The organism is Sinorhizobium garamanticum, assembly GCF_029892065.1.
In the GTDB taxonomy this organism is placed as follows: domain Bacteria; phylum Pseudomonadota; class Alphaproteobacteria; order Rhizobiales; family Rhizobiaceae; genus Sinorhizobium; species Sinorhizobium garamanticum.
On sequence record NZ_CP120373.1, the window covers coordinates 3,878,128 to 3,904,072 of the forward strand.

Consider the following 25,945-nt stretch of genomic DNA (forward strand, 5'->3'; position numbering starts at 1 on the left):
CTCAGTCAAGCACTGCGTGAGCTGCGGTATACGGAGACCCCAAGTTCGCGAATCTTTTTGCGCAGTGTGTTGCGGTTAAGGCCGAGGAGGTCGGCGGCCTTGATCTGATTGCCTCGGGTCGCTGTCAGGGCCGCGAGAATCAATGGATACTCCATCTCTGCGAGCACCCGGTCATAGAGGCCCGATGGCGGCAGGGCATCACCGAAACTGGCAAAATACTGCCTCATGTTCTCTTCGACCGCCTGGGAGATCGACATCGAACCGGAGCGGGTCGCCGACTTCTCGATCGGGCTGTCAGGAATCTCGGATCGCAACTCGTTCTCAATGATCTCCCTGGTGATCACATCCTGTGGATAGAGCGCCGTCAGTCTCCGCACGAGATTTTCGAGCTCTCGCACATTGCCGGGCCAAGGATGCATCTTCATCAGTTCCAGCGCTTCCTGGTCGAAACGCTTGACGTCCAGCCCTTCCTTTTCGGCCTGCTGGACGAAATGGCGGACAAGATCCGGGATATCCTCCGCTCGGTCCCTCAGCGGCGGCAAGCGCAGCGGCACGACATTCAAGCGATAGTAGAGGTCTTCGCGGAAAAGCCCTTGATTAATCGACTGTTTCAGGTCCTTATTCGTCGCGGCGACGATCCGCACATCCGAACGGATCGGCGTCCGCCCGCCAACAGTCGTATATTCGCCCTGCTGCAACACGCGCAGCAGCCTGGTCTGGGCATCCATCGGCATGTCGCCGATTTCATCGAGGAAGAGCGTCCCACCTTCGGCCTGCTCGAAACGGCCGGTCGAGCGCGTCTGGGCGCCGGTAAAGGCGCCCTTCTCGTGGCCGAACAGTTCCGATTCGATCAGGTCGCGAGGGATCGCCGCCATGTTGATCGCGACGAAGGGGCCGTTCCTGCGCTTGCCGTAATCGTGCAACGCTCGCGCGACCAGTTCCTTGCCGGTTCCCGATTCTCCCGTGATCATCAATGTCAGGTCGGTCTGCATCAGCCGCGCGAGCACTCGGTAGATTTCCTGCATTGCCGCCGAGCGACCGACAAGCGGCATGCCGTCCTGCGAATCATCGTCGATCCTGGAGGGGCGGCGCTTCGGTTCGGCAAGCGCCCGGCCGATGATGCCGATCAGTTCCGTCAGATCAAAGGGCTTTGGCAGGTAGTCGTAGGCTCCCTTTTCGGACGCCTTGATGGCCGTCATGAAGGTGTTCTGAGCGCTCATCACGAGCACGGGCAGGTCCGGCCTCGCCTTCTTGATCCGCGGCAGGAGATCAAAGGCGTTCTCGTCCGGCATCACGACGTCGGTTACGACCAGATCGCCGTCACCGGCAGCAATCCAGCGCCATAGCGTCGCCGCATTGGAAGTGATGCGCACTTCATAGCCGGCGCGGCTCAAGGCCTGGTTGAGCACGGTGCGAATGGCGGCATCGTCATCCGCAACGAGAATCGTAGCGCCCGTCATGCAATGTTTCCTTTTGTCATCGGAATTTCGTCGTCATCCGCCGCCAGTCCCTTGGACGCCGGCATCAGAACACGGAAGGTGGTGCGGTTGTGCTGGCTGTCGCACTCGACGATGCCCCCGTGGCCGCCAATGATCTTGGCAACCAGCGCTAGGCCGAGGCCTGAGCCGTTCGTCTTCGTGGTGATGAAGGGGTCGAAAAGATGCGGCAGCAGATCCGTGGGCACGCCAGGTCCATTGTCGTGCACGCAGAACTCCAGCGGCAACGAGATCTTTTCGCGGGTGCCGGCAACCGAAAGGCGAATGCCGGGGCGATAGGCGGTCGTCAGCATGATCTCGCCATCGGCCCGATCGCCGATCGCCTCGGCGGCATTCTTGATCAGATTGAGGAACACCTGAACAAGCTGGTCGCGATTGGCGTAAACCGGCGGCAGCGACGGGTCGTAGTTCTCCGAAATCTTGATACCACGGGCAAACCCGGCCTTAGCGATCGCCTTCACGTGATCGAGCACGGAATGGATATTGAGCGGTACGCGATCCACAGGCCTTTCGTCAGAGAAGACCTCCATACGGTCAACAAGCGATACGATGCGGTCCGTCTCGTCGCAGATCAATCGCGTCAGGGCCCGGTCCTCGTCGTTGACGGACGTCTCGAGCAACTGTGCGGCGCCGCGAATGCCAGAGAGCGGGTTCTTGATCTCATGGGCCAACATCGAGGCAAGACCGGTCACTGATCGCGCAGCGCCTCGGTGCGTCAGTTGCCGATCGATCTTGTCCGCCATCGAGCGCTCCTGGAAGACGATGACCACAGATCCCGGCGTGGAGAGGACCGGCGCGACATAAAGATCGACAAGCTTGTCGGCGCCGAGACGCGGCGAACTCAGATCGACCCGGTATTCGTTAACAGGCGCCCGTCGCTCTCGAACCTGTTCGATCAAAGTCAGAAGCGGGCTGCCGAATGGAATGAAGGCGCTGATATTGTGACGGGCGAGATGATTGGCGCTGGCGCCGAAGAAGGACTCGGCCTCCCAATTGGCGAAGGCCACAAGGCCGCTTTCATCGACCAGGATGACGGGATTCTGGATCGCGTTCAGCACCGCCATGGAAAGATCGTTCGCATCCCCCGCCGGCTCCATTGCCGTTGCCTTGTCCGTCATGCCGCCATCTCCTCGTTGACCGGTGCGACGTCGCCATTCGCGATCGCGGCAGCGACTCTATCGCTGACCAGAGCCGGATCGGTGGACGTCAGGATCGCTGCCTTGTCCGCGGACGAGAGGTTCGGCGCGAAACGCTCGATGTACCAGCCGACATGCTTGCGGGCGTGCCGAAGGCCAATCTGCGGCCCATAGAATTCGAGCATCATGGCGTAGTGCTCGGCGAAGACCCGCGCGATCTCCAAGGCATCCGGATGACGACGAGCGCCGGCAAGAACCCCGGCATGCCATGGCCGCCCCTGCGACGAGCGCCCGACCATGACGGCGTCAGCACCCGACCGGCGCAGGATTTCCGTGGCGTCCGTCACCGTATCGACGTCGCCATTGGCAATCAGAGGGACGGAGATGACGTCACGAACCGCATGGATCGCGTCCCAATCCGCCTTGCCGCTGTAAAATTGCATCCGGGTGCGGCCGTGGATCGTGATGGCCTGCACACCTGCCTCTTCAGCCCCTCGGGCGATCAATGGAGCATTGATTGAATTTTCGTCCCATCCGAGGCGCATCTTTAGCGTTACCGGCACCGAAACGGCCCTGACGGTCGCTTCTATAAGCGACAGGGCATGATCGGGGTCGCGCATCAGCGCCGAACCGGAATAGCCACCGGTCACCTTCTTGGCCGGGCAGCCCATGTTGATGTCGACAATATCGGCGCCGTTCGCCTCGACGATCCTTGCGGCTTCAGCCATCCAGTGCGCCTCACGGCCTGCGAGCTGGACGATATGCGGCTCGATGCCGGAGTTCTTAAGCCGCGCCCAGGATTCGGCGGCGTTGCAGACCAGTTCGCGGCTGGCGACCATTTCCGTCACCACAAATCCGGCGCCGAAACGCCAGGCGAGCGTGCGGAAAGGCAAATCCGTCACCCCCGACATCGGCGCGAGCGCCACCCGGTTGCGGATTTCAACTTTCCCGATCCGGAGCGACGATGACAGGGCCGACGGTGGCAAATGCATATCTTTCAGGCACATGTTCTTCTTGCACTATTTTTAGACATTGTTATTCGGCTTGCCAAGCGATTTCCACGCCTCCGACAAAATTCCCTACATGGCCGGCGGTGGCCGGGGCTGGCAATGGCGGGGCCTTCGCGGTAGATCACGGCGAAGAACGGCGAAATGCGGGACCACATACATAAGATGCAGCCTGAAGAACAGTTCTCCTGTGGTATCGTCATCGTCGCGGCCGGCCGCGGCGAGCGCGCCGGCCAATCGGCCGAGGGGCCGAAGCAGTACCGGACGATCGGCGGCCGCCCGGTTATCGCGCATACGCTTAACACTTTCGCGACATGGGTGGGAACCGGACGAATCGTTGTCGTCATCCACCCGGACGACGCGGAATTGCTTGGCTCTGCTCTGAAGCACGTGCCGACGCCGGCCGATTTGACCGTGGTACATGGGGGAGCGACGCGGCAGCTTTCGGTCCTTGCGGGGCTGGAGGCGATTGCGGCTGCCGGCGCCAAGTACGTCATGATCCACGACGCGGTGCGCCCGTTTGCAGATCACGCGCTGCTCGATCGCTGCCGTCAGGCGCTGCTGGGCGGTGCCGATGCGGTCCTGCCGGCGATTGCGGTCGCGGATACATTGAAGCGCGCGGACGCTACCGGAGTCGTGCAGGAGACCGTCGCGCGGAGTAACCTCTACGCGGCACAGACGCCGCAGTGCTTCATGTTGGAGGCGATTCTCTCCGCGCACCGCGCCGCCAACGCTGGGGCGCGAGCGGATTTTACCGATGACGCCTCCATTGCCGAATGGGCGGGTATTCCCGTTGTCATCGTCGAGGGTATGGTGGACAACGTCAAGCTGACGCTGCAGAGGGATATTTCCATGGCTGATGAAAGGCTCAAAGGCAGCGCTATTCCCGATGTGCGCACCGGCAATGGCTACGACGTCCACCAACTCATCGAAGGCAACGGCGTCACCCTTTGCGGTGTATTCATCCCGCACGACCGCAAACTTTCCGGCCATTCCGATGCCGACGTCGCGCTGCATGCGCTGACCGACGCACTTCTCGCGACCTGCGGTGCAGGCGATATCGGCGATCATTTTCCGCCGTCGGATCCGCAATGGAAGGGTGCGCCTTCCCGTATCTTTCTGGAGCACGCCGCACGGATCGTGCGCGAGCGTGGCGGCATAATCACCAATGCGGATATATCGCTGATCGCCGAAGCGCCCAAGGTCGGGCCACACCGCCAGCAGATGCGAGAGAACCTGGCAGCAATGCTCGGCATCGCCATCGACCGCTGCTCGATCAAGGCGACCACCAATGAAAAGCTCGGTTTCGTCGGCCGCAACGAAGGTATCGCGGCAATTGCCACTGCAACGGTCGTCTATGCCCCAGGGAGTAGCGCATGATGTGGCCAGCTGATATCGAACAGAAGGCGCGGGCGATCGTTGCTGATTTCACGGCGCGCAACCTGAAGCTTGCCACGGCAGAGTCCTGCACGGGCGGCCTGATTGCGGGTGCGTTGACGGAAGTTGCCGGCTCGTCGCTCGTCGTTGACCGGGGTTTCGTCACCTATTCCAATGATGCCAAGATACAGATGCTCGGGATCGAACTCGCGACGCTTGCCGCCCACGGCGCCGTCTCGCGCGAGACGGCTATCGAAATGGCACGTGGCGCCGTCTCCCACTCAGGGGCGGATGTTGCCGTCGCCGTGACGGGGGTTGCCGGGCCTGGCGGTGGCTCGGTGAAGAAACCGGTGGGGCTCGTGCACCTTGCGGCGGCGAGCCGGAAAGGCGCGACGCTTCACCGCGAGATGCGCTATGGCGACATCGGCCGCGACGTGGTTCGGCTGGCAACGGTCAGAACCGCACTCGAACTCCTCGAAGATATCTCTCATCAAGCATAGACCTCGTCGGCTCGCTTTTCGAAGGCCTCCGAGAACATGCGGAATGCCCGATCAAACATGGAGCCCATCAAGGCGCCGAGAAGCCTGCTCTTGAATTCGTAATCGATGTAAAAATGCACGATCGACAGCTTTTCGCCGGTCGGCTCGAAGCGCCACTCATTGTCGAGATATTTGAATGGTCCGTCGATGTAATTGACGTCGATCGTCCGCTCGGCCTTGTTGAGCAGAACCTGGGTTGTGAAGGTCTCGCGGATCGCTTTGTAACCGACCGTCATGTCGGCCATTAGTAACACCTTGCCGTCGCGCTCCTTGCGTGAGCGCACGCTCAAGGCCTCGCAGAGCGGCAGAAACTGCGGATAGCGCTCGACGTCGGCGACGAGATCGAACATCTGATCGGCCGAATGCTTGACGACATGGTTTGTTTCGAAGTGCGGCATGACTTGCAGTTAAGCGCGTGCTGCGAGAAGTTCAAGCAGGGTGCCCAATTGTGCCCGGCTTCTTTTGCGGCTTATTGGATGTTTTTTAGGGATAAAAACACGCAGCAATTCAATGTGGTACTGCGCGTCTGGCAAAACGCGCGGCGCCGGAGAAGGAGCAGACGGCCTTCAACCGTTGCACAGAAAGGTCCGGTTGGAGCCGGCTTTTAACGGCGGTCTCCGGGCACCTCAGAGCACACACCCAACCCTCGCACAGTGGGCATAGGAGACGAGTTCGCTTCGCCTGCAGCGTCCATCCCCCAGGAATTCGTCGACGGCCGCGGCGACATCATGCGGTCGGTACCGGAGCCAGTGGCCGAGACCGTGGAGAGCTGCTTCCTGACACGCGACAGAGCTAAGCCTTAGCGTTCGACGCATGACATCGATTGCGGCCCCGTGAAGCAAGTCGCAGTCCGGGTCACCCGGAAGCGCTAAACATGGGAACTCGTCCCACCACATGTAGCATACGGAATTCAAGGGAGCCGCGCCGGGTTCATCGATGTGAGCCAACACATCCGCACAGCGCGGGGCGAACAGGTCGGCGAAGACCTTCTCTATCGCCTCGACGCAGCGAAGACGCGCTGCTGTCGGCACAGAAGTATTGTAGAACCACCCGTTGTCGCCTGAAGCGCTCGTACTCAACAGGTAGACAAACCCCTGCGCGATCTGTGCATCGGAAAAGTAGGCGAGCGACCGTTCGGTGGTCAAAAAAAGCCTCGTAAAGTAATCCACCGCGACAGTCGGTTCGGGATCCCACCAAGGAGGATCGTCATCGAAGAACCAAGGGTTGCCGTGCAGCCGCACCGCCTGGCCGAATGCGTGCTCAATCCAGTCGTCGTAGCTTAAGTCCGACACAGCGGGTATGGAGAACTCTCCTAGCGACGAGTTGACGGTACGGGCAGCTATTACAGTGCAATTCTAGGCAGATTACCCCGCCTCGGCCAAGAGCTTCCTCTCGCGTGCCGCCCTCAGCCGTGCGAAATCGTCGCCGGCGTGATGCGACGAGCGTGTCAGCGGACTCGAGGAAACCATCAGGAAGCCCTTCGTGTAGGCGACCGTCTCGTACGACTTGAATTCCTCGGGCGTCACGAATTTCTCGACCTTGTGGTGCTTGCGAGTCGGCTGCAGGTATTGGCCGATCGTCAGGAAGTCGACGTCAGCAGTGCGCAGATCGTCCATCAATTGCAGCACTTCGTTCCGTTCCTCGCCGAGGCCGACCATGATGCCCGACTTGGTGAACATGGACGGGTCGAGTTCCTTCACCCGCTGGAGAAGCCGGATCGAGTGGAAATAGCGAGCGCCGGGACGCACGGTCAGATAGTTCGAAGCGACCGTTTCGAGATTGTGATTGAACACGTCCGGTTTGGCAGCGACGACACGCTCCAGCGCACCGGGCTTGCGCAGAAAGTCTGGCGTCAGGATCTCGATGGTCGTTTCGGGAGAGGCCTCGCGGATTGCGAAGATGACCTTCTCGAAGTGCTCGGCGCCACCGTCATCGAGGTCGTCGCGATCGACCGAGGTGATAACGACGTGGCTGAGCCCCATCTGCTTGACCGCCTTGGCCACGTTGGCGGGTTCCTCCATATCGAGCGCATTCGGCTTGCCCGTCGAGACATTGCAGAAGGCGCAGGCGCGCGTGCAGATCTCGCCCATGATCATGAAGGTCGCGTGCTTCTTGTCCCAACATTCACCAATGTTCGGACAACCGGCTTCCTCACAGACCGTGACAAGGTTGTTGCCCTTCACGATCGAACGGGTTTCCATGTATCCCTTCGACGTCGGCGCCTTTACGCGGATCCAGTCCGGCTTGCGCAGAACTTCCGTGTCGGGCTTGTGCGCCTTTTCAGGGTGGCGAACACGCTCGGCCCTATCCGAGACGGCGTCGAAAACCGTTACCATATTTCTTCCTTCGTCGTATCGGGCTTCGGCCTTAGGCCGACCCGCCCGCTTTCGATCTATATAGATGGCCGGACATGCAAAGTCAGGCCACCATTTGCATGGCAGCCCGACCACTTGCGAATACGCAAGGAGACCCTAGCGTCTGACGGCGCGGCCCGCCGCGATCAACAGGCACGCGCCGATGAAGCCGATAATCAGATAGGCAACCCAGCCCGTATAGGCCATGCCGAAGGCGGCCAGAATAAAGTTCAGCACAAGCGCACCGACGATGCCGAGAACGATATTGGCGACCAGCCCCATCTGGCTGCTCATGAATTTCTCCGCCAACCAGCCGGCAAGGCCGCCGATGATGATCGCCGCCAGGATACCCACGCCGTTCAAGCTCATGACAACCTCCCCGCATTGAAAGCCCTGCCGCGCCCTCAATGCGTGAAGAGACCGAAAGTTCCGAACGGCGGCGCGTCATCAGGCGTTCAATACCCGGCCGTAGGCGTCGAGCACGCTTTCCTTCATCATCTCCGAGAGTGTCGGATGCGGGAAGATCGTGTGCATCAGTTCTTCCTCGGTCGTCTCCAGGTTCATCGCGACAACAAAACCCTGGATCAGTTCGGTCACCTCGGCGCCGACCATATGGGCACCCAAAAGCTCGCCGGTCGTCTTGTCGAAGATCGTCTTGACCAGGCCCTGGTCCTCGCCGAGCGCAATCGCCTTGCCGTTCGCGCCGAAGCTGAAGCGGCCGACGCGAATCTCGCGGCCGAGTTCCTTGGCCTTCGCCTCGGTGAGACCCACGGAGGCAACCTGCGGGTCGCAATAGGTGCAGCCCGGGATCTTGTTCTTGTCGAGCGCATGTACGCCGGGAACGCCGGCGATCTTCTCGACGCAGATCACGCCCTCGTGCTCCGCCTTGTGCGCAAGCATCGGCGGCCCGGCGACATCGCCAATCGCATAGATCCCAGCCACATTCGTCTTGCCGTAACCGTCAGTCACGATGCAGCCGCGATCGGTCTTGACGCCCAGTGCCTCGAGGCCAAGATTTTCAATGTTGCCCTGCACGCCGACGGCGGAAATCAGGCGATCCGCCTTGATCTGCGTGACCTTGCCGTCCTTCGTTTCGACATGCGCGGTCACGTCGTTCGCGCCCTTCTCGACCTTGGTCACCTTGGCGTCGGTGAAGATCTTCAGGCCGCGCTTTTCGAGCTGCTTGCGGGCGAAAGCGGAAATTTCCGCATCCTCGACCGGCATGACCTGGGGCAAGAGCTCGACGACGGTGACGTCAACGCCCATCGACCGGTAGAAGCTTGCAAACTCGATGCCGATCGCGCCGGAACCCATGACCAGCATGGTCTTCGGCATTTCCTCGGGCTTCATTGCCTCGAAATAGGTCCAGATCAGCTTGCCATCCGCCTCGATGCCGGGAAGCGCGCGCGGCCGGGCGCCGGTCGCGATGATGATGTGCTTGGCCGTATATGTGCCTTCGCCCTTGACGCCCTTCGGAACCGGATTTTGCGGTTGGACCGCCGGCTTCGAGGGTGCGCCGACGACGATCTCGCTGGGTTTGGTGAGCTTCGCCTCGCCCCAGATGACGTCCACCTTGTTCTTCTTCATGAGGAAGGCGACACCGCCAGTCAGCCGTGCAGAGACGGCGCGCGAGCGGCTGACCACCTCCTTGACGTTGGCGGTCATCTTGCCTTCGAGCGTCAGGCCGTAGTTCTTGGCGTGATTGGCATGGTCGAGAATTTCGGCCGAGCGCAAGAGTGCCTTGGTCGGGATGCAGCCCCAGTTCAGGCAGATACCGCCCAGGTGCTCGCGCTCGACGATCGCCGTCTTCAAGCCCAGTTGCGCCGAGCGGATGGCGGTAACATAGCCGCCCGGGCCCGAACCGATAACGATGACGTCGTAATTCTCAGCCATGTGTTTCCTACCTTGTCTCAAGCGACCTTGCGGGTGAACAGCACCCAGTCGTGTTTCCTGCTGTCTTCGAAAAGCGGCACGGCTTCAATGCGCACCACCTCCTCGAAGCCGTTGATCCTGTAGAGTGCCTGAGCCCTTTCATTGTGGCTTTCGGTGATCAGGCTCACCGGCGCCGATCCGGCGCGGGCAATTTCATGTTCCAGCAATGCGCGGCCGATCCCCTCGCCGCGACGATGCTTGTAGACCCCGAGGCTATCGATGAACCAATGGCCCACGACCTGCTTCTGCAGGGTCAGCAACGGGACGAGCACCGGATGTTTCGCCTCGATATCATGGACGGAGGGATCGATCGCGTAGGAGACGGCGACGCCTGCGATCTCGTCTTCAACCTCGGCAACGATCGCGTCGCGCCAGGTACCCCGCCCCGCATCTTCGCGAAGCTTGTTGCGGCCGTGTTCGAACGCCGTTTCGGCAACGCCGCGCAAAACACCGCCATACCAGAGCCACGCGGCAAATCCGTGCGAGGCGATGTCGATCAGGACAGCGAGCTCCGCTGCCTCGCTTCGCCTTGCCGGCCTGAGGGTCACGCCAGCCGCCATGGTCAGAGCCCGAGCATCATCCGCACGACCGGCTCCAACCCCCGGCCGATCGCGCGGGTGTTGTCGGCGTCGAGATGCACGCCGTCGAGGGGCGTGGTTTTCGCAACGGAGCCGGCATCGAAAAAGCCGCAGTCGAGCTCGTCGGCGAGATCGCGGTAGAGCGGCGCCAGCATCGCCGACTGCTCGATAGCGCCCGCATACATTGCTGCGAAGGCGCTGTTCGCGGTTTCGCAAAGCGGCGGCGGCGAGACGATGAGGATGTCCGGCCCCTCCTCGGCTTCGACCGGCCAGTCGTGCCGCCGGACGAGATTGACGAGGCGCGCGATCCCTTTCACGGCGCCGAAGGCGGTTCCGTGGATCATCGGCTTCATGTCGTTGGTGCCGAGCAGGAAGATCATCAGATCGATCGGCGCGTGACTGTGGAGCACGGTCGGCAGCACGCGGGCGCCGTTGCGGTCGCAATCGGCGAGATGGTCGTCATAGGCTGTCGTGCGGCCGTTCAGCCCTTCGGCTATGACGTGCACGCCCGCACCAAGGGATTTTTGCAGCACGCTCGGCCAGCGGTCCTCCAACGCGTGCCGGCCGAGGCCGCTCGCGTCATAGCCCCACGTCAGACTGTCACCATAGCAAAGGACTGTCTTCATCGCTTGTGCCCACGTTTTGGGAGAAGTGGACCGGCTCGAAAAGCCGGTCCTGATCGCATCAGACCAGCATGCCCATCGGGTTTTCGATGTAGCGCTTGAAGGCGGCGAGCAGTTCGGCGCCAAGCGCGCCATCGACGCAACGATGGTCGGTCGAGAGCGTGACGGACATCATGTTGGCGATGACCATTTCCTTGTTCTTGACGACAACCCGCTCCTCGCCGGCACCGACCGCGAGGATGGTCGCGTGCGGCGGGTTGACGACGGCGGCGAAGTCCTTGACGCCCATCATGCCCATGTTGGAGACGGCGGTTGTGCCACCCTGGTACTCTTCCGGCTTCAGCTTGCGTTCCTTGGCGCGCTTGCCGAAGTCCTTCATCTCGTTGGAGATGGCCGAAAGGCTCTTCAACTCGGCCTGGCGGATGATCGGCGTGATCAGACCACCGGGGATCGAGACAGCCACGCCGACATCGGCATGTTTGTGCTTGACCATGTTGCTGTCGGTCCACGAGACGTTGGCGTCCGGAACGTCGCGCAGCGCCAGCGCCAGCGCCTTGATCACCATGTCGTTGACCGAGAGCTTATAGACCGGCTTGCCGTCCTTTTCCGGAGCAGCGGCATTAAGCTGGGCGCGAAGCGCAAGCAGAGCGTCGAGCTCGCAGTCGATCGAAACATAGAAATGCGGGATCGTCTGCTTCGATTCGACAAGGCGCTTGGCAATGGTCTTGCGCATGCCGTCATGCGGGACGAGTTCGTAGGAACCCGGCTCGAAGAGCTTGAGCACGGCATCCTCGGACATGCCCTTGGCGAGTTGCGCCGGGGCCGGTGCCGCGGCGGCAGCAGGTGTTGTAGCCGGCATGCCGGTACCGCCGGCGACGGCAGCCTCGACGTCCCTCTTAACCACACGACCATAAGGACCGGAACCGGTGAGCGCCGAAAGGTCAATGCCGGTTTCCTTCGCAAGGCGGCGCGCCAGCGGCGAAGAAAAGACTCGCTTGCCATCGCGTGCGGTGGGGGCCGACGGTACCGATGTTGCCGGCTGCGCCGCGGCCGGTGCCGCAGCAGGGGCTGGTACAGCTGCCGGCGCTGCCGGAGCCGGTTCTTCGGCCTTGGCTGCGGGTGCCGGTGCTGCCGCACCGTTACCGCCCTTCGCAGCCGCTGCCACGTCCTCGCCGTCAGCCGCCAGAACGGCGATCAGGGCGTTTACCTTGACGCCTTCCGTACCAGCCGGCACGACGATCTTGGCGACCGTGCCTTCATCGACGGCTTCCACTTCCATGGTCGCCTTGTCGGTCTCGATCTCGGCGATGACGTCGCCGGATTTGACCTGATCGCCTTCCTTGACCAGCCATTTCGACAGATTGCCTTCTTCCATGGTCGGAGAGAGGGCAGGCATCGTGATGTTGATTGGCATCGAAGCGCCCTCCCTTATTTATAGCAAACAGCTTTCACGGCATCGACGACCTCGGCGACGCTCGGCAGCGCCAGTTTTTCGAGGTTGGCGGCATACGGCATCGGCACATCCTTGCCCGCGATCGTCAGGATCGGCGCATCGAGATAGTCGAAGGCCTGCTGCATGACGCGGGTGGCAATTTCGGTACCGACGGAGGACTGCGGGTAGCCTTCCTCGACAGTGACCAGACGGCCGGTCTTCTTCACCGACTCGATCACCGTCGGAAGATCCATCGGGCGGATCGTGCGAAGATCGATGAGCTCGACGTCAATGCCCTGTGCTTCGAGCTCTGCCGCAGCTTTGACCGCATAGGTCATGCCGATGCCGAAGGAAGCAATGGTTGCATCCTTGCCGACGCGATGAATGCGAGCCTTGCCGATCGGCAGTACGAAATCGTCGAGCTTCGGTACCTCGAAGGCGTGACCGTAGAGGATTTCGTTCTCGAGGAAGATCACCGGGTTCGGGTCGCGGATCGCCGCCTTCAAGAGGCCTTTCGCATCGGCGGCCGTGTACGGCATGACGACCTTGAGGCCCGGGATGTGGCTGTACCAGGCGGCATAGCACTGCGAGTGCTGCGCAGCGACACGGGCTGCCGCACCGCTCGGGCCGCGGAAGACGATCGGCGCGCCCATCTGACCGCCCGACATATAGAGCGTCTTGGCAGCGGAGTTGATGATCTGGTCGATCGCCTGCATGGCGAAGTTGAAGGTCATGAATTCGACGATCGGCCGCAGGCCCGTCATTGCCGCGCCGACACCGACGCCGGCAAAACCGTGTTCGGTGATCGGGGTGTCGACCACGCGACGCGGGCCGAACTCCTGCAGCAGGCCCTGGGTGATCTTGTAGGCGCCCTGGTATTCGGCGACTTCCTCACCCATGACGAAGACGTCGTCGTTGGCGCGCATCTCCTCGGCCATCGCGTCGCGAAGCGCTTCGCGCACCGTCATCGAAACCATTTCCGTTCCGGCGGGAATCGCTGGGTCGGCAGGAATTTCCGCCTTCGGCTGTGCCGCAACCGGCGCCGGAGCCGGAGCGGCGGCGGGCGCTTCACTAGTAGCAGGCTTCGGAGCCTCGGCCTTCGGCGTTACGATATCGCCGGCAGCCTCGCCGTCCTGCAGCAGCACGGCGATCGGCGTGTTGACCTTCACGCCCTCGGTGCCGGCGGCGATCAGGAGCTTGCCGATCGTACCTTCATCGACAGCTTCCACTTCCATCGTCGCCTTGTCGGTTTCAATCTCGGCAATGACATCGCCCGAGGATACCTTGTCCCCTTCGTTCTTCAGCCATTTGGAGAGCGTGCCTTCCTCCATCGTCGGGGAAAGGGCGGGCATGAGAATTTCTACTGGCATATTTGTCCCTCCCCGGATCAAAGCAGGATGTCGGTGTAAAGCTCGGATGCATCCGGCTCTGGATCAGACTGGGCGAAATCGGCACTGTCCGCAACGACGTCGCGAACATCCTTGTCGATCTGCTTCAGCTCGTCCTCGCTCGCCCAGCCCTTTTCGGTAAGCCGGGCCTTTACCTGCTCGATCGGGTCGTGCTCGGAGCGCATCTTCTGCACTTCGTCCTTCGACCGGTACTTCGCCGGGTCAGACATGGAGTGGCCGCGATAGCGATAGGTCAGCATCTCGAGGATGATCGGCCCCTTGCCGGAACGGCAATATTGAACCGCTTCGTCGGCTGCCGCCTTGACGGCACGAACATCCATGCCGTCCACCTGATAGCCGGGAATGCCGAAGGAGGCGCCGCGCTGCGAGAAATCGGTCTGCGCCGATGCGCGGGACACGGATGTACCCATGGCGTAACGGTTGTTTTCAACGATGTAGATCACCGGCAGCTTCCAGAGGGCAGCCATGTTGAAGCTCTCATAGACCTGCCCCTGGTTGGCGGCACCATCGCCGAAATAGGCGAGGCTGACATTATCGTTGCCGCGATACTTGTTGGCGAAGGCGAGGCCGGTGCCGAGCGATACCTGCGCGCCGACGATACCGTGGCCGCCATAAAAATGCTTTTCCTTGGAGAACATGTGCATCGAGCCGCCCTTCCCCTTGGAAAGGCCGCCGCGACGGCCGGTCAGTTCCGCCATCACGCCGCGCGCACTCATCCCGCAAGCAAGCATGTGGCCGTGATCACGGTAACCGGTGATGACCTGATCACCTTCCTTGAGCGCCATCTGCATGCCGACCACGACGGCTTCCTGACCGATATAGAGGTGACAGAAGCCGCCGATGAAGCCCATGCCGTAGAGCTGGCCGGCCTTTTCCTCGAAACGCCGGATCAGCAGCATTTCGCGGTAGGCTTTGAGATCATCTTCCTTGGAGAATTCGGCGATCGTGCCACCGGCGAAGTCCTTCTTAGCGGACTTGGCAGCAGTCTTGCGGCTGGAGACGGACGCGGTTTTTCGCGGAGCCATTCATTCCTCCCAAATGGTTAGCCTTCGCCGGCTACCATAGGGAAAGACGAGCAACACAGCAATGCCATATTTGCATGGCTATTATTCTGCGTAATTGTTTGATTTTTATCTTGAATTTCCAATTAACCGAATTTAGGTTAATTCTGCCCGCGATGAAAAATAACGATCTCATCGCTCCGCGACATATTGAGCGCGAGGCGAGCCTTCTCATCCAGCATATCACGTTCCAGCGAACCGTCGCTCATCAGCTCGACCTCCTTTTCGAGGATCTTTCGCTGATGAGTCAGCTCATCCAATCTGGCTTGCCGTACGGCGATCTGTCGGTCGAACTCCTCTGTCGCCCTCAGGCCGTATCCTCCATGGATCGAATGATAGCCGAAATAGGAAAGAAAGGCGACCGCCATGAGCGGCACGACCAGCCGCCCCAGTCTCCGTTTCTTGTGATGTCGTGTCCACATGGTCCATGCCCTGATACGCAGTACGAGACGAGACTAGCGTCGATTGATTAACCGACCGTTGACCATGAATGGCAGGAAAAAACGAAACCCGCCTGCCGTGAGACAGACGGGTCGAACGTGCCGGCTGGTGGTTGAGCGCCCTGCCGAGGCCGGACTTCCTTATTCAACCCCGCAGGATCGAGCGTCCGGCGTATTTTGCCTGCAGGCCGAGTTGTTCCTCGATGCGGATCAGCTGGTTGTACTTGGCAAGCCGGTCGGAGCGCGCGAGCGAGCCGGTCTTGATCTGCCCGCAATTGGTAGCGACGGCGAGATCGGCGATCGTCGAGTCCTCGGTTTCGCCGGAACGGTGCGACATGACGGCGGTGTAGCGGGCCTTGTGGGCCGTCTCGACCGCGTCGAGCGTTTCGGAGAGAGAGCCGATCTGGTTGACCTTGACGAGGATCGAGTTGGCAACGCCCATCTTGATGCCGTCGCGCAGACGGGCCGAGTTGGTGACGAAGAGATCGTCGCCGACAAGCTGGCACTTGTTGCCGATCTTGTCGGTCAGTGCCTTCCAGCCGTCCCAGTCGTCTTCGGCCATGCCGTCTTCGATCGAGATGATCGGGTACTTGGCGGCGAGTTCCGCAAGATATTCGGCCATGGCGCCCGACTCAAGGGTGCGACCCTCGCCTTCCAGCACGTACTTGCCGTCCTTGAAGAACTCCGTCGAGGCGCAGTCGAGCGCGACGTACATGTCCTCGCCCGGCTTGTAGCCGGCCTTCTCGATCGACTTCATGATGAAGTCGAGGGCCGCAGGTGCTGAAGCCAGGCCCGGAGCGAAGCCACCTTCGTCGCCGACATTGGTGTTGTGGCCATCGGCAGCCAGCTGCTTCTTCAGCGTGTGGAAGACTTCCGAGCCCATGCGCACGGCGTCCTTCAGCGTTTCCGCGCCTACCGGCATGATCATGAACTCCTGGAAGTCGATCGGGTTGTCGGCATGCGCACCGCCGTTGATGATGTTCATCATCGGAACCGGCAGGAGATGTGCGTTCGGGCCGCCGACATAGCGATAGAGCGGCAGGCCCGCGGCTTCGGCCGCAGCCTTCGCGACCGCCAGCGAGACGCCGAGAATGGCGTTGGCGCCTAGGCGCGATTTGTTCGCGCTGCCGTCAAGCTCGATCATGGTCTTGTCGATCTGGATCTGGTTTTCGGCGTCCAGGCCGCCGATCGCCTCAAAGATCTCTCCGTTGACCGCTTCGACGGCGCGCTCGACACCCTTGCCGAGATAGCGGGTGCCGCCATCGCGCAGTTCGACTGCCTCGTGCGCACCGGTCGAGGCGCCCGACGGAACAGCCGCACGGCCGAAACTACCGTCTTCGAGATGAACGTCGACCTCGACGGTCGGGTTGCCGCGGCTGTCCAGAATTTCGCGGCCGATGATGTCGATGATTGCAGTCATGATCTCTTCCCTGGTTAGGACGACGGTGGGGTCGGGCCTTGTCTTAATTCATGGCCTCGAAATTACAACGGCGCGCAGGGTGCGAGTGCCTAAGCGCCATTGCGGTTCATAAAAATTTCACGAAGGCCGGCGCAGCTCAGGCCTTGGCGATCTGATCGAAGGCAAGCAGCTTTTCGAGAAGCCGCGGCATGTCCTTCAAGTGCACCATATTGGGGCCATCCGAAGGCGCGTTATCTGGATCTTCGTGGGTCTCGATGAAGACGCCGGCGACGCCTACAGCGACGGCGGCGCGCGCCAAGGTTTCGACGAACTCGCGCTGCCCGCCGGAGGACCCACCCTGGCCGCCTGGCTGCTGCACCGAATGGGTGGCGTCAAAGATCACCGGCGCACCCAGCGCGGCCATGATCGGCAGCGAGCGCATGTCGGAAACCAGTGTGTTGTAGCCGAAAGAGGCGCCGCGCTCACACAGAAGAACGTTCGGATTTCCGCTCATCGTGAACTTGGCGAGCACGTTCTTCATGTCCCAGGGCGCGAGGAACTGGCCCTTCTTGACGTTGACCGCACGGCCCGTCTTGGCGGCCGCGACGAGCAGGTCGGTCTGGCGCGACAGGAAAGCCGGGATCTGCAGGATATCGACGGTCTCAGCCACGACCGCGCATTGCTCTTCCGTGTGAATGTCGGTCAATACCGGAAAGCCGAATTCCTTCTTGAGGTCGGCAAAAATCTCCATCGCACGATCGAGGCCGATGCCGCGCTTGCCGGAGAGCGAAGTGCGGTTCGCCTTGTCGAAGGAAGACTTGTAGACGAGACCGAGACCGAGCGACTTGCAAAGCTCGACCAGCCTTCCAGCCATCATGAAGGCATGGTCGCGGCTCTCCATCTGGCAGGGACCGGCGATCAGCGCCAGCCGCTCCTTCTGCGAAAAGATCACCTGGCCGGCACCCTCGCCGACGACAACCCTGGCATTGGTTTCCATCATCACGCTCCAAATGCGAAAATCACCCCTTGCCCCGGCGCTTCCGGGACAATGAGGCGTCCGCCCATTTCTGCAAACTCGATATCGTTCCTGGCGAATAGCGCACGCGTCACTTCGAGATCGGCGACGCGGAACACGACTGCGCGCCCGCGCAAGCCGCGCTCAGCGCCTTTGACCGAACGGCCGAAAAAGGCCTCCATTCCTGCAACATTAAGCACGGAAATCTTGGCATTGCCGGTTTGAATATCCATGCCGAAGGAGTTGGCGGAAACCTCGCGGTCATCGACGCCCTCCTGTAGCAGATACTGGAAGTCGGTGGGATTCGGCTCCGACAGCACCACTTCGGCAATGCCAAGGACGCCGTTTTCATGGCGTTGAAGCGCCGTCTGGTCGACCGGCAGGGCACGAATGCGCTGACAGCTGAAGAGGAAGAAATCCGGGGAGCGGAGATCCGCAGCAAAAGCCAGCCGGAACGAGCCAAGGCCTTCGCGCCCGTCCGGCAATCGCATCGGCCGCGAGAACTCCAGCATGTCGCCACCGGAAACGCCGCTTGCGCGGAACCGCATGTGATCGGACGCGGCATCAGACGTTCCCATCACGATCGCCGACAGACCCTCCGGACCCTGGCGGAAGCGGAAAGCCTGGTCGCGGGCGACAAAGACGTTGCCGGCGAGCGCCGCCGCCTCGCACTCCTCGCGCGACGCGACGGCAAGCGGCTCCAGATAGGTGTTGTCGGCGAAGAAGACGCACGCATTCTCGGTCCCGAAGGGATGGCGCGCATCGTCGGCGACTACAAAGCCGAGATCGTTCAAGCGCCGTCTCGCCTGCGCAAGCTCAGCCACCGGCAGCACGAGATGATCGAGCGGTCGGGTGGTGCGCTGGGGTAAGCTCATGGCGTGTTCCCTGATGGCCGGTTCCGTCGCTGTTTGCAACTTTTGCCGGCCGATTGCAAGCACGGCCGTTCGGTAGGCACCGGACCATACCGAAAACGGAAACGGCCGGTCCTTAAGGACCGGCCGCAAAGAAGAAGAAGAGCCTGACCAGGGTCGCGGCGTCAGACGAGGCGCGACTGCTCCAGTGCAGCCTCGATGAAGCTCGCGAACAACGGGTGCGGATCGAGCGGCCGGGACTTGAGTTCCGGGTGGTACTGAACGCCGATGAACCAGGGGTGGTCCTGATATTCGACCGTCTCAGGCAAGACGCCATCCGGCGACATGCCGGAGAAGACCATGCCACAGGATTCCAGCCGATCCTTGTAATCGACATTGACCTCGTAACGGTGGCGATGCCGCTCGGAGATATCCGTCGAGCCGTAGATTTCGGCTATCTTGGTGTTCTGCTTGAGGGCGGCGCGATAGGCGCCGAGCCGCATCGTGCCGCCGAGATCGCCCGAGGCCGAGCGCTTTTCAAGCTCGTTGCCCTTCACCCATTCGGTCATCAAGCCGACAACCGGCTCTTTGGTCGGACCGAATTCGGTCGAAGAGGCCTTCTCGATGCCGGCGAGATTGCGGGCCGCCTCCACGACGGCCATCTGCATGCCGAAGCAGATACCGAAATAGGGAACCTTCCGCTCGCGCGCAAAGCGGGCAGCGTTGATCTTGCCCTCGGAACCGCGTTCGCCGAAACCGCCGGGAACAAGGATGCCGTGGACTTTCTCAAGATAGGGCGCCGGATCTTCCTTTTCGAAGACTTCCGACTCGATCCATTCGAGCTTGACCTTGACGCGATTGGCGATGCCACCGTGATAGAGCGCTTCGATCAGCGACTTATAGGCGTCCTTGAGGCCGGTATATTTGCCGACAACGGCAATCGTGACTTCACCTTCCGGCGTGCGGATACGGTGGGCAACGTCTTCCCAGGCCTCCATGCGCGGTTTCGGCGCCGGCTCGATACCAAAGGCGGCGAGAACCTCGTTGTCGAGGCCCTCCTTGTGATAGGCGATCGGCACGTCATAGATCGAGGCGACATCGAGCGCCTGGATCACGGCCGACTGACGGACGTTACAGAAGAGCGACAGCTTGCGGCGCTCGGCTTCCGGGATCTCGCGATCGGCGCGAACGAGCAGAATGTCCGGATGGATACCGAGTGCCTGCAGTTCCTTGACCGAATGCTGCGTCGGCTTGGTCTTGAGTTCGCCGGCCGCCGGGATATAGGGCATCAGTGTCAGATGGACATAAACGGCGGCGCCGCGCGGCAGATCGTTGCCGAGTTGGCGGATCGCCTCCATGAAGGGCATCGCTTCGATGTCGCCGACGGTGCCGCCGATCTCGCAGATGACGAAGTCGTAATCGTCATTGCCTTCGGTGACGAAATTCTTGATTTCATTGGTGACGTGCGGGATCACCTGAACCGTCGCGCCGAGATAGTCGCCGCGCCGCTCCTTGTCGATGATGTTCTTGTAGATCCGACCCGTCGTGATGTTGTCGGTCTTCGTCGCCGAGCGCCCCGTAAAGCGCTCGTAGTGACCGAGATCGAGATCGGTCTCCGCACCGTCGTCGGTGACGAACACCTCACCGTGCTGGGTCGGGCTCATCGTGCCCGGATCGACATTGAGATAGGGGTCGAGCTTGCGCAGTCTCACTCGATAGCCACGCGCCTGCAGCAGCGCTCCAAGAGCGGCTGCAGCGATGCCTTTTCCGAGGGAGGAAACCACGCCGCCAGTGATGAATACATATCGCGCCATGGGAGTCACCGGATACCTTTTCACAAACGATTCCGCCACCGAAAAATTCGTTTTCCGAAATTTTTCGTCTTGGGAGGGGGCGAATTTCACACAAAACAAAACCGGCGGATGAAGCATCCGCCGGTGGGTTCTTCTGATTTGCGACCTTACTGGCCGCTCGGAACTTGCGATCCCGTATTGCTGTTGCCGCCGTTTGCAGGCGCCTGGGGAGCCGGCGCGCCACCGGCTGGTGCCTGGCCCGTGGGGGCTGCACTACCGGCCGGCGCAGCGCCGTTGCCGTTAGCCGGCTGCTGCGCGTTTCCGCCTGCGGGAGGCGTCTGACCGCCGCCAAGCGAATCGAGGACACCGCCGCCGCTCGAGCTCGTGCCCGGAATCCGGTCGAGAATGTCGGTCGCCTGCGGCTCGTAACGGGAGAGAATGCCCATTGCGAGCGCCAGGCCGAAGAATAGGACGGCAAGAACGGCAGTCGTGCGGGTCAGCACGTTGGCTGTGCCGCGGGCGGACATAAAGCCCGAACCGCCGCCAATGCCGAGACCGCCGCCTTCGGAACGCTGAATGAGGACGACGCCGATCAGGGCGACGACGACCATGAGATAGATGACGAGTAGTACGGTCTGCATCAGCTTCCAGTCCTGCCCTCTTGGGCACACGAATCAAACCCGGCGCGAAACGCGGCATGGCCGGGCGCAAGTTGGCGCCTCTTTATACCAAGCCGCCGGCTATTCCAACCCCCTGCCCGCGCGGGAGAACAATCAGGCTGTCAATTCTTCATATGCCCCGTAGATGGCGAGGAAGTCTTCTGCTTTCAAGCTCGCGCCGCCGATCAAGGCGCCGTCTACATTGGCAACACTCATCAATTCCTTGGCGTTGCCGGGCTTGACCGAACCGCCGTAGAGGATGCGCATCTTGCCGCCTGCAGCTGCGAAGCGCGAGACCAGTTCGCTGCGCATGAAAGCATGCGCTTCCTCGACGTCGGACGCCGTCGGCGTCAGACCGGTGCCGATCGCCCAAACGGGCTCATAGGCGACGACCGTATTCTCTGCGGTCGCGCCATCCGGCAGGCTTTCCGCGAGCTGGCGCTTCAGGATGTCGAGCGTCTTGCCGCCCTTGCGTTCCTCGCCGGTTTCGCCGATGCAGACGATGGCGACCAGACCGGCCGCATGAGCGGCTTCGGTCTTGGCGCGCACCAGCGCGTCGCTCTCGGCATGATCGGTGCGTCGTTCGGAATGACCGACGATGACATGGGTGCCGAAGCAGTCGGCGATCATCTCAGCGGAGATGTCTCCCGTGTGGGCACCGGATTGCTTCTGATGGCAGTCCTGGGCGCCGATCATCAGAGGGCTGTCGTCACAAAGTGCGGTCGCGACGTAGAGCAGCGTTGCCGGTGGGCAGATCAGTGTTTCCACTTTTTCGGACAGACTGCCCTTGACGCCCTCCGCCATCGCCTTGATTTGGTCGAGCGAGGCGCGTGTTCCGTTCATCTTCCAGTTTCCGGCAACGAGCGGGCGGATATCGGGCGTCATGAAATTCCTCCGGGTCAGGTCTCTTTGTCCGGCTAGCGGCCTAGCAAATCGCCCGAGCAAAAAAAAGCACCCGCCACGGAATAATCCGGCGCTTGCCAACGATCCGGAGCGCGGCTCGCTGCAATCATGGTAGGATCATCTGCCTCCAACGCATGGTCGCGAACCGCATTTATGCCGTTCGGGCGAATAAAAAGATGCTGTCGTGCGTCTCATGCCATGCGCGCGCCGACCGGCGAAATGGAAGGGTGTCTGAGGTTGCCATGTTGCGCAACAGCGAGACCCGGTTCGGATTGGTAACAATCGTGCTGCATTGGACGATTGCTGTGCTGATCTTTGGGCTGATCCTGATCGGATTCGTCATGCGGCGCGTCGAGATCGACCCGGCGCTGCAATTCTCGCTCTATCAATGGCACAAATCCTTCGGCTTCACAGCGCTGGGGCTGGCCCTCCTTCGCGCGATCTGGTGGCTCGTCGAGCGCAACCCCTCGCCGGTCCCAAGCCTCAGTCCATTGGAACGCAAGGCCTCCCGCGTGACACATGACACGCTGATCGCCCTTGCGATCGTCGTGCCGCTTGCCGGTTGGGCGATCGCCTCTACATCGACGCTGGACATCCCGAGCTTCTATTTCAACGTGATGGTCATTCCACATCTGCCGCTGGCGAAATCGGAGGCTTCGGAAAACTTCTGGATCTTTGTCCATGCGCTGCTTGCCTATGTGACGCTGGGGCTGGCCGCAATCCACGCAGCGGCGGCCCTCTACCACCATTTCATGCGACGTGACGCGGTTTTGACGCGAATGCTTGGCTCAGGCGCTCCCTCAAGCGGGATGGGTGCGCGCGGCGCTCAAAAACGCGACGACATCGTTGTGAGGAGAAACGATCAATGATGGTTACGATCAAGTCGGCGTTGAAGGCGACCGTGTGCGTCGCTTTCGTATTCGCGACACCAGTGGCGAACGCCCAGGCACCGGCACTTGCAGACGCTGCCGGAAGCTACCGGATCACCAGTCCTTCGAGCATCCAATTCAGCGTTGGGCAGGTCGGCGGCGGTGGCGGCATTGCCGGCAATTTCGCCAAGTTCACCGGCGGCTTCCGTATAGACGGCAGCGACATTGCGCGCTCCTCCGTCGAGTTTACGCTTTACCCGGAGAGCGTGAGGGCTCGCGAGCGGAGGATCGAGGAATTCCTGCGTTCGAGCGCCGTTTTCGATGCGGCAAACTTTCAGACAGTAACCTTCCGCTCGACCAGCGTCAGGCAGACCGGCCCCGATACGGCAACGGTCGAAGGCGCGCTGACGGCGCGCGGCAAGACACGCAAGGAGCGCTTTGCAGTTACGCTCACTGACTGGGACAGGCGCTCGATCTCCTTCACCATCCGCGGCAGCATCCGCCGAGCGCCCTATGGCATGGATGTCGGGACACCGATCTACTCCAACGTGGTTCAGTTCGACATGAAAATAACCGGGCGGAGGCGATAACGGCCCTGCCTCAAACCTTAAGGGCCAGTGCGGTGCGCCGCCAGAAGTCCGAAACCATGGCTGGATCTCGCAGGGTTTCGAGCTTTCCCCAGGAAGGGAATGACGCTTCGAAGATTTCAGGACTCATACGGAAATCGTTGTACGGATTTACGGCACCTCCGGCGTCCACCACGATGCGGTCAAGCTCGTCCAGGAGCTTGGACGTTGCTTCCCCGCGATTGGCAAAATCCAAAGTCAGGGCAAACCCGGGTCGCGCGAAGGAAAGAAGGCCACGCGATGCGACATTTCCAAAGCGCCTCATCGCCGTCAGAAACGAAGCATGCCCGGCGCGCCGCGCCGTCTCCAATAGCCGCGCCGTGATCTCCGGCGCATTCTCCGAAGGATAGACACTCTGATGCTGGCACGACCCCCTTGGACCGTAGAGCCGATTCCAGGAGCCGATCGCATCCAGCGGATAGAAGTAGGAGCTCCATGTCACCGTCGATACGGTCTCAGCGGGCCTCCCCCGGCGAAAGCGGTATTCATTCACCGCCCTCATCGTCACCCTGTTCAGGGGACTAAACGGCAGCGAGAACGGCACGGAAAGCGGCAATCTCTTGGGAATATCGGGCAACTCGCAGGATCCATCTGCGTGGTCGCCGGCAAGAAACACGCCCCTTCCCATTCGACGCCCAGTCGCGAGCTGGTCGATCCAGGCCAGAGAGTACTCATGCTCTTCATCGAGGTGCTCGACGCGTGCGAAATACTCGTCGAGATTGTCGAAGCGTATCACATGCTGCTGGATATGCGGCGACGGCACCTTCATCAGCCGAAGATCGACCGTAAGGATCAGGCCCGTCAGCCCCATGCCGCCGATCGTCGCGGCAAAGAGGTCGGCGTTTTCCTCGGCTGAGCAAACCAGCCGCTCGCCGGTCGAACGCAAGAGGGTAAGGCGCTGGACATGATTGCCAAAGGCGCCGCGAGCATGGTGGTTCTTGCCGTGGACGTCATTGGCGACCGCACCGCCGACTGTCGCGAAAGCGGTGCCCGGCGTTACCGGCAGAAAGAAGCGGTGCGGGATCGCTCGCAGAAGGATGTCGTGGAGTGTGACGCCGCCCTCGCACGAGATCCGGCCCGTTCCCGGATCAAACGCCAGAATGCGGTTGTGTCTCGAACTTTCGATGAGAGTGCCACGATCGTTGCTGCGGCCGTCACCCAAACTTAGACCATTGCCCAAAGGCAGGTATGCCATCGGTTCGATCGAGCCGATCCGATCCTCGTAGTCGTCCGGCGACACAGTCCGTTGCGGCCGACGCTCGATCCGGTCGGAGCGCCCCAACTCATCCATCTTCATCGCGGGTCCACTTCAGACTATCCTCTATCGGCCGGCGATCCAATTCAGCGCGTCACGCCAGTCGGTCATACGAATCGGCGTGCCATGCGACCCCGTCTCGAACAGCACAAAGCGTGTCGGATAGTCCTTGGCCTTGAGCGAGCGATAGAGCGCCACCTGATCCTCGGCACGATAGACGCTGTCGCGGCTGCCGTGGCTGAAAAACACCGGCAACCTTGCCTTATAGGCGGCAGTTTCTGCAAAGTTCGCATCGGTGGCACCGCCCATGATCATCATGCCGCCGAGCGCCGCCACCACAGTCTGTTCGCGCGCGACGCCCCAGCAGATGAAGCTCCCCATCGAAGCGCAGGCGAGCACGACCGGCCGGCCGCCCGAGCGCTCGGCGGTGAACCGGATGAGAGCCGAGATGTCGGCGACACCCTGCGCATCGAAGGACCGCATGCTGGGCGCATAATAGGTGCCGCCATTGGCGGCGGCCAGATTCTTGAGGCGGTTGAAGTTACCGCCAAAGGAAAAATCGTTAGCACCGAGACGCCGGTCGCCACCGCGCCCATGGATGAAGATCACGGTGAATGCGGCGCCGCTCTCGGGGCCGACGCGCATGACATCGAGCGGACGTCCGCCAAGGTCGAGCGTCTCGTTGACCTGTGCGCTTTTGACGCCAAGGGAGACATAGGCGCGCTTGACGCGCCGTTCCGGAATCTGGTCGCGCCCGTTGATATCGCGCAGTTCCTGGTAGTCGATGACGCGAAAATCGCCGCTATCGGCCTCTTCAAGCACATTGCCATAGGCGAACAGTTCGTCCTTGTAGGGCTTCAGGGCGGCTGCCTCGGCCGCGAAGCCGACAAGAAGAAGGCTCGGAAAAAGAAGCGCGGCTATCAAGCGCCTGATAGAAAAAACAGTTGTGGACATAAACAACCGACGGGTCCCCTCGTTCGCTACATGCCTTGCCATCGCCACTTCGGCAAAGCAACACTGAGGCAGATAGCCCACGCTCTTACGGTATTCTGCCCGTCCGAGATACCGGGATTCGCCTTTTGTTCGCGCTTGGCGCAAGACTCTGGCAAAATTCGGGTGATTCGCGCGACACAAAGATGGCGGCAGCGTCCAGCTCTTGCTATGGGCCTTCGCGAAGCCAGACGATAGGAA

Annotated in this window: 26 protein-coding genes; 4 read left to right on the forward strand and 22 right to left on the reverse strand. The window is 61.4% G+C overall.

Going from position 1 to position 25,945, the window contains the following annotated elements:
* Window positions 1–5: 5 nt before the first annotated feature.
* Genes ntrC through dusB form a run of 3 tightly spaced genes read right to left on the reverse strand, consistent with a single transcriptional unit; the run spans window position 6 to window position 3,639 of the window.
* Window positions 6–1,460 carry a nitrogen regulation protein NR(I) gene (gene ntrC / locus PZN02_RS18275; RefSeq protein WP_280659336.1) on the reverse strand — a complete coding sequence of 485 codons (1,455 nt, stop codon included), beginning with the start codon at window positions 1,458–1,460 and terminating at the stop codon, window positions 6–8.
* Complete coding sequence (locus PZN02_RS18280) at window positions 1,457–2,614, reverse strand: two-component system sensor histidine kinase NtrB (RefSeq protein ID WP_280659337.1); 1,158 nt, start codon at window positions 2,612–2,614, stop codon at window positions 1,457–1,459. Before PZN02_RS18280 ends, ntrC begins: the two co-directional genes overlap by 4 nt.
* On the reverse strand, window positions 2,611–3,639 hold the full coding sequence (gene dusB, locus PZN02_RS18285) for a tRNA dihydrouridine synthase DusB (RefSeq protein ID WP_280659338.1): 1,029 nt from the start codon (window positions 3,637–3,639) through the stop codon (window positions 2,611–2,613). The genes PZN02_RS18280 and dusB overlap by 4 nt, the downstream gene beginning before the upstream one ends.
* A 165-nt stretch (window positions 3,640–3,804) precedes the next feature.
* Between dusB and PZN02_RS18290 the strand changes: the two genes are divergently transcribed.
* Both PZN02_RS18290 and PZN02_RS18295 read left to right on the forward strand, forming a co-directional pair.
* Window positions 3,805–5,019 (forward strand): bifunctional 2-C-methyl-D-erythritol 4-phosphate cytidylyltransferase/2-C-methyl-D-erythritol 2,4-cyclodiphosphate synthase, encoded by a 1,215-nt coding sequence (locus PZN02_RS18290; RefSeq protein WP_280661541.1) that lies wholly within the window; start codon window positions 3,805–3,807, stop codon window positions 5,017–5,019.
* Window positions 5,019–5,516: a CinA family protein gene (locus PZN02_RS18295; protein ID WP_280661542.1), complete on the forward strand. Its 498-nt coding sequence runs from the start codon at window positions 5,019–5,021 to the stop codon at window positions 5,514–5,516. Before PZN02_RS18290 ends, PZN02_RS18295 begins: the two co-directional genes overlap by 1 nt.
* Here PZN02_RS18295 and PZN02_RS18300 read toward each other — a convergent pair.
* From PZN02_RS18300 to tpiA, 17 genes are all read right to left on the reverse strand, one after another.
* Window positions 5,507–5,953 carry a type II toxin-antitoxin system RatA family toxin gene (locus tag PZN02_RS18300; RefSeq protein ID WP_280659339.1) on the reverse strand — a complete coding sequence of 149 codons (447 nt, stop codon included), beginning with the start codon at window positions 5,951–5,953 and terminating at the stop codon, window positions 5,507–5,509. The genes PZN02_RS18295 and PZN02_RS18300 overlap by 10 nt on opposite strands.
* A gap of 228 nt (window positions 5,954–6,181) precedes the next feature.
* Window positions 6,182–6,847, reverse strand: a complete 666-nt coding sequence (locus PZN02_RS18305) for a hypothetical protein (RefSeq protein WP_280659340.1) — start codon at window positions 6,845–6,847, stop codon at window positions 6,182–6,184.
* Window positions 6,848–6,919: 72 nt separating this feature from the next.
* Window positions 6,920–7,891 (reverse strand): lipoyl synthase, encoded by a 972-nt coding sequence (gene lipA / locus PZN02_RS18310; protein ID WP_280659341.1) that lies wholly within the window; start codon window positions 7,889–7,891, stop codon window positions 6,920–6,922.
* Between the two features lie 135 nt (window positions 7,892–8,026).
* Window positions 8,027–8,278: a GlsB/YeaQ/YmgE family stress response membrane protein gene (locus PZN02_RS18315; RefSeq protein WP_280659342.1), complete on the reverse strand. Its 252-nt coding sequence runs from the start codon at window positions 8,276–8,278 to the stop codon at window positions 8,027–8,029.
* A 78-nt stretch (window positions 8,279–8,356) separates the two neighbouring features.
* Window positions 8,357–9,802, reverse strand: coding sequence for a dihydrolipoyl dehydrogenase (gene lpdA, locus PZN02_RS18320; RefSeq protein WP_280659343.1), 1,446 nt, complete (start codon window positions 9,800–9,802; stop codon window positions 8,357–8,359).
* 17 nt (window positions 9,803–9,819) lie between these two features.
* Window positions 9,820–10,401 carry a GNAT family N-acetyltransferase gene (locus PZN02_RS18325; RefSeq protein WP_280659344.1) on the reverse strand — a complete coding sequence of 194 codons (582 nt, stop codon included), beginning with the start codon at window positions 10,399–10,401 and terminating at the stop codon, window positions 9,820–9,822.
* Between the two features lie 2 nt (window positions 10,402–10,403).
* Window positions 10,404–11,045, reverse strand: coding sequence for an SGNH/GDSL hydrolase family protein (locus PZN02_RS18330; protein ID WP_280659345.1), 642 nt, complete (start codon window positions 11,043–11,045; stop codon window positions 10,404–10,406).
* Window positions 11,046–11,103: 58 nt separating this feature from the next.
* Complete coding sequence (locus tag PZN02_RS18335; protein ID WP_280659346.1) at window positions 11,104–12,456, reverse strand: pyruvate dehydrogenase complex dihydrolipoamide acetyltransferase; 1,353 nt, start codon at window positions 12,454–12,456, stop codon at window positions 11,104–11,106.
* A gap of 14 nt (window positions 12,457–12,470) precedes the next feature.
* Window positions 12,471–13,844, reverse strand: a complete 1,374-nt coding sequence (locus tag PZN02_RS18340) for a pyruvate dehydrogenase complex E1 component subunit beta (RefSeq protein ID WP_280659347.1) — start codon at window positions 13,842–13,844, stop codon at window positions 12,471–12,473.
* A gap of 17 nt (window positions 13,845–13,861) precedes the next feature.
* Entirely contained in the window at window positions 13,862–14,908 is a 1,047-nt protein-coding gene (pdhA, locus tag PZN02_RS18345) for a pyruvate dehydrogenase (acetyl-transferring) E1 component subunit alpha (RefSeq protein ID WP_280659348.1), read from the reverse strand.
* A gap of 137 nt (window positions 14,909–15,045) precedes the next feature.
* On the reverse strand, window positions 15,046–15,366 hold the full coding sequence (locus PZN02_RS18350) for an FtsB family cell division protein (protein WP_136504430.1): 321 nt from the start codon (window positions 15,364–15,366) through the stop codon (window positions 15,046–15,048).
* Between the two features lie 163 nt (window positions 15,367–15,529).
* Complete coding sequence (gene eno / locus PZN02_RS18355) at window positions 15,530–16,804, reverse strand: phosphopyruvate hydratase (protein ID WP_280659349.1); 1,275 nt, start codon at window positions 16,802–16,804, stop codon at window positions 15,530–15,532.
* Between the two features lie 136 nt (window positions 16,805–16,940).
* A complete protein-coding gene (kdsA, locus tag PZN02_RS18360; RefSeq protein WP_280659350.1) occupies window positions 16,941–17,783 on the reverse strand; it encodes a 3-deoxy-8-phosphooctulonate synthase in 843 nt (280 codons plus the stop codon).
* Complete coding sequence (locus PZN02_RS18365; RefSeq protein ID WP_280659351.1) at window positions 17,783–18,673, reverse strand: VOC family protein; 891 nt, start codon at window positions 18,671–18,673, stop codon at window positions 17,783–17,785. Before PZN02_RS18365 ends, kdsA begins: the two co-directional genes overlap by 1 nt.
* A gap of 161 nt (window positions 18,674–18,834) precedes the next feature.
* Window positions 18,835–20,472 carry a CTP synthase gene (locus PZN02_RS18370; protein ID WP_280661543.1) on the reverse strand — a complete coding sequence of 546 codons (1,638 nt, stop codon included), beginning with the start codon at window positions 20,470–20,472 and terminating at the stop codon, window positions 18,835–18,837.
* 137 nt (window positions 20,473–20,609) lie between these two features.
* Entirely contained in the window at window positions 20,610–21,083 is a 474-nt protein-coding gene (gene secG / locus PZN02_RS18375) for a preprotein translocase subunit SecG (RefSeq protein ID WP_280659352.1), read from the reverse strand.
* 132 nt (window positions 21,084–21,215) lie between these two features.
* Window positions 21,216–21,986, reverse strand: coding sequence for a triose-phosphate isomerase (tpiA, locus tag PZN02_RS18380; RefSeq protein ID WP_280659354.1), 771 nt, complete (start codon window positions 21,984–21,986; stop codon window positions 21,216–21,218).
* A 260-nt stretch (window positions 21,987–22,246) separates the two neighbouring features.
* On the opposite strand from tpiA, the gene PZN02_RS18385 reads away from it, so the two are divergent.
* Window positions 22,247–22,873 carry a cytochrome b gene (locus PZN02_RS18385; protein WP_280659355.1) on the forward strand — a complete coding sequence of 209 codons (627 nt, stop codon included), beginning with the start codon at window positions 22,247–22,249 and terminating at the stop codon, window positions 22,871–22,873.
* A complete protein-coding gene (locus PZN02_RS18390) occupies window positions 22,870–23,463 on the forward strand; it encodes a YceI family protein (protein ID WP_280659356.1) in 594 nt (197 codons plus the stop codon). Before PZN02_RS18385 ends, PZN02_RS18390 begins: the two co-directional genes overlap by 4 nt.
* A 10-nt stretch (window positions 23,464–23,473) precedes the next feature.
* On the opposite strand, the gene PZN02_RS18395 is transcribed toward PZN02_RS18390, so the two are convergent.
* Window positions 23,474–24,796, reverse strand: a complete 1,323-nt coding sequence (locus PZN02_RS18395) for an FAD-binding oxidoreductase (RefSeq protein WP_280659357.1) — start codon at window positions 24,794–24,796, stop codon at window positions 23,474–23,476.
* Between the two features lie 24 nt (window positions 24,797–24,820).
* Window positions 24,821–25,750 (reverse strand): alpha/beta hydrolase, encoded by a 930-nt coding sequence (locus tag PZN02_RS18400; RefSeq protein ID WP_280659358.1) that lies wholly within the window; start codon window positions 25,748–25,750, stop codon window positions 24,821–24,823.
* Window positions 25,751–25,945: the final 195 nt, after the last annotated feature.

What these genes read in the sequence shown, in the direction of transcription:
- ntrC (WP_280659336.1), bottom strand. Translation starts at nt 1,460, where the DNA reads ATGACGGGCGCTACGATTCTCGTTGCGGATGACGATGCCGCCATTCGC.
- PZN02_RS18280 (WP_280659337.1), bottom strand. Translation starts at nt 2,614, where the DNA reads ATGACGGACAAGGCAACGGCAATGGAGCCGGCGGGGGATGCGAACGAT.
- dusB (WP_280659338.1), bottom strand. Translation starts at nt 3,639, where the DNA reads ATGTGCCTGAAAGATATGCATTTGCCACCGTCGGCCCTGTCATCGTCG.
- PZN02_RS18290 (WP_280661541.1), top strand. Translation starts at nt 3,805, where the DNA reads ATGCAGCCTGAAGAACAGTTCTCCTGTGGTATCGTCATCGTCGCGGCC.
- PZN02_RS18295 (WP_280661542.1), top strand. Translation starts at nt 5,019, where the DNA reads ATGTGGCCAGCTGATATCGAACAGAAGGCGCGGGCGATCGTTGCTGAT.
- PZN02_RS18300 (WP_280659339.1), bottom strand. Translation starts at nt 5,953, where the DNA reads ATGCCGCACTTCGAAACAAACCATGTCGTCAAGCATTCGGCCGATCAG.
- lipA (WP_280659341.1), bottom strand. Translation starts at nt 7,891, where the DNA reads ATGGTAACGGTTTTCGACGCCGTCTCGGATAGGGCCGAGCGTGTTCGC.
- PZN02_RS18315 (WP_280659342.1), bottom strand. Translation starts at nt 8,278, where the DNA reads ATGAGCTTGAACGGCGTGGGTATCCTGGCGGCGATCATCATCGGCGGC.
- lpdA (WP_280659343.1), bottom strand. Translation starts at nt 9,802, where the DNA reads ATGGCTGAGAATTACGACGTCATCGTTATCGGTTCGGGCCCGGGCGGC.
- PZN02_RS18325 (WP_280659344.1), bottom strand. Translation starts at nt 10,401, where the DNA reads ATGGCGGCTGGCGTGACCCTCAGGCCGGCAAGGCGAAGCGAGGCAGCG.
- PZN02_RS18330 (WP_280659345.1), bottom strand. Translation starts at nt 11,045, where the DNA reads ATGAAGACAGTCCTTTGCTATGGTGACAGTCTGACGTGGGGCTATGAC.
- PZN02_RS18335 (WP_280659346.1), bottom strand. Translation starts at nt 12,456, where the DNA reads ATGCCAATCAACATCACGATGCCTGCCCTCTCTCCGACCATGGAAGAA.
- PZN02_RS18340 (WP_280659347.1), bottom strand. Translation starts at nt 13,844, where the DNA reads ATGCCAGTAGAAATTCTCATGCCCGCCCTTTCCCCGACGATGGAGGAA.
- pdhA (WP_280659348.1), bottom strand. Translation starts at nt 14,908, where the DNA reads ATGGCTCCGCGAAAAACCGCGTCCGTCTCCAGCCGCAAGACTGCTGCC.
- PZN02_RS18350 (WP_136504430.1), bottom strand. Translation starts at nt 15,366, where the DNA reads ATGTGGACACGACATCACAAGAAACGGAGACTGGGGCGGCTGGTCGTG.
- eno (WP_280659349.1), bottom strand. Translation starts at nt 16,804, where the DNA reads ATGACTGCAATCATCGACATCATCGGCCGCGAAATTCTGGACAGCCGC.
- kdsA (WP_280659350.1), bottom strand. Translation starts at nt 17,783, where the DNA reads ATGATGGAAACCAATGCCAGGGTTGTCGTCGGCGAGGGTGCCGGCCAG.
- PZN02_RS18365 (WP_280659351.1), bottom strand. Translation starts at nt 18,673, where the DNA reads ATGAGCTTACCCCAGCGCACCACCCGACCGCTCGATCATCTCGTGCTG.
- secG (WP_280659352.1), bottom strand. Translation starts at nt 21,083, where the DNA reads ATGCAGACCGTACTACTCGTCATCTATCTCATGGTCGTCGTCGCCCTG.
- tpiA (WP_280659354.1), bottom strand. Translation starts at nt 21,986, where the DNA reads ATGACGCCCGATATCCGCCCGCTCGTTGCCGGAAACTGGAAGATGAAC.
- PZN02_RS18385 (WP_280659355.1), top strand. Translation starts at nt 22,247, where the DNA reads ATGTTGCGCAACAGCGAGACCCGGTTCGGATTGGTAACAATCGTGCTG.
- PZN02_RS18390 (WP_280659356.1), top strand. Translation starts at nt 22,870, where the DNA reads ATGATGGTTACGATCAAGTCGGCGTTGAAGGCGACCGTGTGCGTCGCT.
- PZN02_RS18395 (WP_280659357.1), bottom strand. Translation starts at nt 24,796, where the DNA reads ATGAAGATGGATGAGTTGGGGCGCTCCGACCGGATCGAGCGTCGGCCG.
- PZN02_RS18400 (WP_280659358.1), bottom strand. Translation starts at nt 25,750, where the DNA reads ATGGCAAGGCATGTAGCGAACGAGGGGACCCGTCGGTTGTTTATGTCC.